The organism is Pleurocapsa sp. CCALA 161 (assembly GCF_003003995.1).
In the GTDB taxonomy this organism is placed as follows: domain Bacteria; phylum Cyanobacteriota; class Cyanobacteriia; order Cyanobacteriales; family Xenococcaceae; genus Waterburya.
On record NZ_PVWF01000184.1, the window covers coordinates 1 to 6094 of the forward strand.

Consider the following 6094-nt stretch of genomic DNA (forward strand, 5'->3'; position numbering starts at 1 on the left):
GTGTTTTTTTTTCCTTTTTCAAAATTCCAAATTTAAATTTTTTCTTACTTTGTTGGGAAAAAAAAATGCACTTCGTCACACAAACGACCACTTAAGGAAAGGGGGAATAACTAAAAAAAGAACTACTGGGAAAAAAAATAACCAAAGAATGGTTTTGCTTGTTCTTGGTTGGGGGCGCTTCTTTTCGGCGGTTTGTTCGTGGTGGCTTGTTTTCGCTGTGTTTCTTTTCCTGTCTGGGTTTGGGTCTGTTTTTGTCTGCCTTTTTGTGTTATAATTGTAGTTGTGTTTCTCTGGTTGTGCCGTGTCTGTTCTTGTTTCGTCTTCTGTCTTTTCTGGGCTTGTTTCTGTCGGTTTTTCGGGTTCTCGTTCTCCGTCTCCTGCTGCTGCTGCTTTGTCTGCGTTGCTGCCTCTCGTTCCTTCTGGCGTACGGGTTTCCGTTGGTTGTGCGCGTGGCGTTGACTCGCTTTGTCGGTCTTTCTTTGCTGGTTCTGCTTCCCTGCTGGTGTTCTCCGTCGCTTCTGGTCTTTTTGGTTCTGGGCGTTCGGCTTTTGCCCGTCGTTCTTCTCGCTGCGTGTTGTCTGTGGCTGCTGGTTCGCGTGGCTTGCTGGTGGCTCTCCCTTCTGCTCCTGTTTGTCCTGCTGGTGTTCGTCCTTCTCGTTCGTTTTTTGGTGCTGGCTCTGGTTCTTGGGGTTCGGTGGCTTTTGCCCTCGGTCGCGGTCGGCGCGTGTTGCTGTGGCTGCCCTCTGGTTCTCGTCCTCCTGCCTGGTCTGGTGTGTCCTGGTCGTCCGCTGGTGCGCTTGGTTCTGGTGGCTGTTGGTGGCTTGGTGTTCCCGTTCCCGTTCCCGCGCAGTTGTCGCTTTTTTAGTCGCTTCGTTGCCCTTCCCTGGGGGCTGTGCTGGCGCACAGCCCCAAATGCAATCGCGCTCGGTTATGCTGCCCTAGCGTTGGCTATGATGTAATCTTTCAAACGGTTGTAACCAAGCCAAGTTAAGACCGCATAGTTATGTTTGCAGCAGGCTTTACCATTGAAAATTAAAACCTGATTTTTATAATCCTCGCATTCACAATCTAAACCATCCTCAAACAGATAAACACTGTAAGCTGTACTCTTTCTAGGATTTATTACTCTAAAGTGTTCTTGATTGACTTGAGCCGTACACAGCGATCGCGATTGCTCAATTCTCCAATCTACAAAATGCTGCTTAAATGCTTTTTTACTGATAAATGTCGGTCTTTGTCCTTTGACTTTAACGAAACAAACTTTATACCATACTTCAAACCTAACGATTTCATAAGGCTTAACGTTTAAGATTCTTGCTGCTGCTGACTTTGAATATACGAAGTTGCTTTTATTTATCATGACTAATTTTCTGAGTTCCTTTTATTATTCTATCACTTAAATATGATAATTATCACTTAAATATGATAATATTAAGAGATGGAACTCAAACATAGGATTTAGTCAGACATGAAAAATCAAAACGATATTACAATCCCCTATTCAGATCTAGATGATGCAGTAGAGAACATAATTGGCGATCGCTATTTGAAATATGAGGAGACAGTAAATAGAGACTCGATTAAGAAAGTCTTAAAAGAACATTTGATGTATGCAATAGAAAAAATTTTATCCGAACCTTCGGAGCATTTTAAAAGTGATCGCTCGTTCTGGGATGACTTAGAAAATAGCGTCTATCTAGACGATGTAGCGTAAGCAAAACAACAACAACTCTTCATTCAAATAAAATGCGATCGCATCATGAACGGCAAAAAATATAACGGTTGGAACAATTACGAAACTTGGTTAACTGCTCTCTGGATTGACAATGAATATAGCTCTTATCAGTATCGTTGCGAATTAGTAGAAGAGGTCAAAGAAGAACATGAAGACGAAGACAAAAGAGAAAATTGTTTAGCTTCAAGTCTTAAAAATTGGATTGAATCACAAAATCCAATTACTGAAAGTACCAGCTTATTTACTGATTTACTTAACTCGGCATTATCTGAGGTTGATTGGCAAGAAATAGCAGAAAACTTTTTAACTGAATAATTATTTAATTCTCCTCCAATGGGGGAGAAATCATACACAATAAACACAAGAGGAAATACTAAGAACAATGACACCAGAACAAGTAGAGGCAATTTTACAATCCAACGCTAAGGCAATCGAAGCAAATAGTAATGCGATCGCCGAATCGAGAAGACAAATTAGCGCACTCTATCAGCTAAATGCAGAATTAGTTAGAGATAGAGCAACCATGTTTGAAATTCTCCAAGGACTGAACGAAGACAGAGTAAGAACTTCTGAGAATATATCTATCTTGGCAGAGCAATCGAGCAGACAGAACCAGCTTCTAGAAAGAATAGCTGACGCTCTAGAAAACCAAAATTAATAAACAATCGGATAAATTAATTCAAAGGCAAGCTATTTTAGTTTGTCTTTCTTTTTTGCCTTTAACTTATCAATAACTACCTGTTCGAGCCATTCATTATCGCTCACTCCCGAATCGGCGATCGCATTGGTTAACTTTTCATCCCACTCAACAGGAAGACTGAAGAATCTAGCTTTTGCCCTACCAGCATCGACAAATAAACCATCTTTGCGCTTGATGTTGCCAGCTTTGCGCGTTGCTTGAGTAATTGCCTTTTCGATCTCCCAACCCGATTGGATTCGCTTGTAAACGGTAACTTTGGGAATTCCGTTGCTCTCGGCGATCGCTAATTGTTCGTCTGTTAGTAACTTGCTGGTTCTCGGCATATTATCAATTAAATATGATAGTTATCAATTAAATATGATACAATAATCTTAGGTTTAAACCACTCCTCCGTAATTCAGATGGAACTCAGAATTTAGTCAGGAGGAGCGATCATCTCTATTGGAGACATTCTTAATGTATCATTCAAATTTGATAAAATCACCCATCGAGGTATCACCTCATGGCAGTTTCGAGGTTAATAAGCTCTGTCACAGTGTGGCTATCTGTGAAGCAGTTAAAGGCGATCGCCACAACTGGGGCAATGCTACAGACACAGAACCAGCTTTTGTGGTTTATCTAGGCTGTAAAAAAGAAGAAGTAGCCGAAAAAATCAGATATATCAATAACGCTCTTGGGTGCTATTGGTGTGAAATTCGTCAACCAAAATATCTCAAAGATTTTGAAGCTGAAATCAAAATCCGAGGAATGCAAAGACATTCAGACGATGAAACCAATGGCTTAGATTTTTTGCTTTGGGCTGAAAACGATTTCAATTATATAGACTCTGACGAATACGACGCTTTAACTACAGGCTATCAAGCGCGCTGGTAAGCATAACTTCCCCCATCCTTGGGGGAAAAGTCATCAAATTAAACGTAAAATCAAGAAAATTAAAGCAATGGCTAAGAAATCGAATCAATTCAGCGTATTTGGTACTCGTGCTGACAATGCAATCTTTTTACCCGACATTCCCTACTCTGTAAGACTCAACTGTAAAGATGGCGGTTTATTTGTCGGTGGCTATGAAGCTCAACATCGTAAAACTAACCCCGACCAAAAGATAGACATCAGTATCATCAAAGTTTCTAAATACTTTGGCACTCTTGGCAAGACTGAAAATGTCCTCTGGCTTCAGTTATTTTTCGTTGCTGCTCCTGGTGTTGACTCAAAGATTCTGCCTCAAAATACCGTTTGCTGTAGTTACATCAAAAAGCAATCGATCGCTCATCTGTTCAATAAAGTTCAAGAAGTAATGGAAACTGGCGATCCAGGTATGGGAATCTTTACCCTCGGTTTCAATCGGGAAATGAGCGAACTGGGAGTTTATTACAGTGTCAGCTTTGACTGGAGAGAAAGGCAGTCCGAAGAAGAAAAGCAACAACTTAATTTGATTGCTGATTTTATGAATGCCTTCGGCAACCAACTGGCAGATTTAGAAGGAATCCGCGATTTAACTTGTGTTGATGGCTGGACAGCACAACAGTTACAGGGTCTTACTGAAACTCGGCAAGAGTTAACTGGAAGCTTAAATCGTAGTTTACCTGCTGCTTAATTACTCAATCAATAGCGATCGCGACTAGGTGGCGATTAGCCCGAAGGGCTACGCTTCGCGATCGCACAACTAGAAAATAGCTGGGCTGCATTATTTGCACTCATGCCAGCAGTACTAATAATTTCTCAAATGTCATGACCTCCTTAACTAGAGAACTAAACAATCCTCATAGTCCTTTATATCAATGGTTTGAATCTAAACAATCTCCTTGTGGCGATCGCTTGATCGACAGTCACAATTTACAAATGAATAGAAATCAAATTATCAGACCATCGGGACACATCAAAGACTTTGCCCTTCTTGGAACGGGGTTTGTGTATGCTTTTCGATGGTACTTGGGATTACTCAATCACAATTTTAATCAAACAGTAGCAAGTTACAACCTAAATTCAACTATAGCTAATCAACTTCTCAAAGCAAAAACTATTGAAGAGCAAGCAATCGCCTGCCTGATATTTGCTGCTTATGAAGAAAAATATCGCTCTGGTAAGGTGCATGAGATAGCTACAGTTTTGATGAAATATAACAAAAACCAACTCAAGCCAGAGCTAAATTACATCTCTACAATGATTAATGATTTGGTCGATTTAATTGATTCAATATCTTCAGTTTGGGATGCAACTAATAGTAGTTTGACAAAAGGAAAATATTTTCTAAATCCTGATTTTTCAGGTAGCTATTACATTAGTGCTGATGCTCAACAAATTGTAGATGGTGTATTAATAAAATGTTTTACCACTCTTAAAAAGCATCCTTTAAGTCGCCAGCATCTTTGGCAGCAAATAGCCTATGTTCTAATGGATTGGGACGACAAATATCAAATAGATAAAGTTTGTTGGTATTACTCCAGACAAAAGGCTTTGTTTATGTATCCAATAAAGTCATTATTTAAAGATTTAAAAGGATTAAGAGCCGAGTTTAAAAATTTTCTCATAGATAACTATACCGATGAAGAAGATTTTCTCGACTATTGCTTTTTTTAAGTACCTTTTTTTTGCTTATTCCCTAGTTGTAGCGACCCGAAATCATAATCACTCCGACCCGCAATAATGTCGTTTTTGAGACCACAATAAATGACACTATAAATGGCTCAAACCCAGATTAAATGACAATCGACCCAGATTATTCTGACAGTAGCCCGAAATAACACCCTTCGACCCACATTAAGTATCAACAGGCTTTCTTACAGAGGAATACCAATTTTGAGAATTTGATCTCTCATGTCTTGTATTTTTTCTGGAGGAAGTTGATTGTAAAGAAACGAACGTACTTCGGCAGGTTTGACATTAAGTAACCTGGCAATGGATCTAACGTTGTACCCATGTCGAATTAAATTAGGTTCAAGGTCATCTAACCCAATAGCCAAGACCGTTTCCATAAAGTCAGTAGTAATCGGTTTAAGCCCCACCTGATAAGCTTCATTCATTGCCAGAGTCAAATATTGCTCGATCTGTAATGGTGTAGATAATCGTTGACTCAAATAGTCAATAGTTTCTGCTTCTAAAATGTCGGTAGGTTGAACTTTTTCAAAAGTAGCTTGGGTCAAAAGCCAATTAATGTACTCAGATTGATGACCCCTAATACCTTGCAAGGCAAAAGCCTGAGTACGTCCTCCAATTTCTTCTAGGGTAGGTCTTCTCAAATCATTCTTGAGCTTGGGATGTCCTGCCAAGATAACACTTAACCTTTCTCCATTACTGCGTACCAGTTCAATTAACTTTTTCAGGCTAACCAAAGTGGTACTATGCAGTCCGTGAGCATCATCCACAAACAAAGCTACGGGAAAACGGGCTTTTTTGATCAATTCTAGGAGTAACCGTTCTCTTTTTTCCGAGTTAGAAGGAACTTTTTCCACCTTATCTGGGGATAAATCATAGAATAAAGCCGTAATTAAAGTTACCAGACGAACTTTATCCGATTCCACTGCTAAAGAACGAGAAACCACTACTTCTTTACTCTTGATCAAGTCGGTCATCAGTTTTTGTAAGAAGGTGGTTTTTCCCGAACCCACAACACCACTCAAGGCAATCAATCTTCCTTGAGAAATTGCCGCTTTTAGTTCCTT

At 39.8% G+C, this 6094-nt stretch carries 11 protein-coding genes; 8 read left to right on the forward strand and 3 right to left on the reverse strand.

The window, feature by feature from the left end:
- Together C7B62_RS26720 and C7B62_RS23770 are read left to right on the forward strand one after the other, a co-directional pair.
- The coding region (locus tag C7B62_RS26720; protein WP_233220128.1) for a hypothetical protein at positions 1 to 274 on the forward strand (274 nt) is incomplete at its 5' end.
- A 27-nt stretch (positions 275 to 301) separates the two neighbouring features.
- Positions 302 to 865 (forward strand): hypothetical protein, encoded by a 564-nt coding sequence (locus tag C7B62_RS23770; RefSeq protein ID WP_106243502.1) that lies wholly within the window; start codon positions 302 to 304, stop codon positions 863 to 865.
- A gap of 63 nt (positions 866 to 928) precedes the next feature.
- Here the strand turns inward: C7B62_RS23770 and C7B62_RS23775 are convergent, their stop codons facing one another.
- Complete coding sequence (locus tag C7B62_RS23775; RefSeq protein WP_106243505.1) at positions 929 to 1360, reverse strand: hypothetical protein; 432 nt, start codon at positions 1358 to 1360, stop codon at positions 929 to 931.
- Between the two features lie 108 nt (positions 1361 to 1468).
- Between C7B62_RS23775 and C7B62_RS23780 the strand changes: the two genes are divergently transcribed.
- The 3 genes from C7B62_RS23780 (at position 1469) to C7B62_RS23790 (ending at position 2393) form a co-directional block, all read left to right on the forward strand.
- Positions 1469 to 1714, forward strand: coding sequence for a hypothetical protein (locus tag C7B62_RS23780; protein WP_106243509.1), 246 nt, complete (start codon positions 1469 to 1471; stop codon positions 1712 to 1714).
- A gap of 45 nt (positions 1715 to 1759) precedes the next feature.
- Positions 1760 to 2050 (forward strand): hypothetical protein, encoded by a 291-nt coding sequence (locus C7B62_RS23785; RefSeq protein WP_106243512.1) that lies wholly within the window; start codon positions 1760 to 1762, stop codon positions 2048 to 2050.
- 67 nt (positions 2051 to 2117) lie between these two features.
- Positions 2118 to 2393: a hypothetical protein gene (locus tag C7B62_RS23790; RefSeq protein WP_106243517.1), complete on the forward strand. Its 276-nt coding sequence runs from the start codon at positions 2118 to 2120 to the stop codon at positions 2391 to 2393.
- A 32-nt stretch (positions 2394 to 2425) separates the two neighbouring features.
- Here the strand turns inward: C7B62_RS23790 and C7B62_RS23795 are convergent, their stop codons facing one another.
- The gene (locus C7B62_RS23795; RefSeq protein WP_106243521.1) at positions 2426 to 2758 is read right to left on the reverse strand and encodes a hypothetical protein; all 333 of its coding nucleotides are present in this window, start codon (positions 2756 to 2758) and stop codon (positions 2426 to 2428) included.
- 133 nt (positions 2759 to 2891) lie between these two features.
- On the opposite strand from C7B62_RS23795, the gene C7B62_RS23800 reads away from it, so the two are divergent.
- The 3 genes from C7B62_RS23800 to C7B62_RS23810 all read left to right on the forward strand — a co-directional run bounded on the left by C7B62_RS23800 (position 2892) and on the right by C7B62_RS23810 (position 5012).
- Positions 2892 to 3308: a hypothetical protein gene (locus C7B62_RS23800; RefSeq protein ID WP_233220129.1), complete on the forward strand. Its 417-nt coding sequence runs from the start codon at positions 2892 to 2894 to the stop codon at positions 3306 to 3308.
- Between the two features lie 67 nt (positions 3309 to 3375).
- The gene (locus C7B62_RS23805) at positions 3376 to 4029 is read left to right on the forward strand and encodes a hypothetical protein (protein WP_233220130.1); all 654 of its coding nucleotides are present in this window, start codon (positions 3376 to 3378) and stop codon (positions 4027 to 4029) included.
- 134 nt (positions 4030 to 4163) lie between these two features.
- Entirely contained in the window at positions 4164 to 5012 is an 849-nt protein-coding gene (locus C7B62_RS23810; RefSeq protein ID WP_106243528.1) for a hypothetical protein, read from the forward strand.
- 200 nt (positions 5013 to 5212) lie between these two features.
- On the opposite strand, the gene C7B62_RS23815 is transcribed toward C7B62_RS23810, so the two are convergent.
- Positions 5213 to 6094: AAA family ATPase (locus C7B62_RS23815; protein ID WP_106239192.1), on the reverse strand; the 882-nt coding region annotated here is incomplete at its 5' end.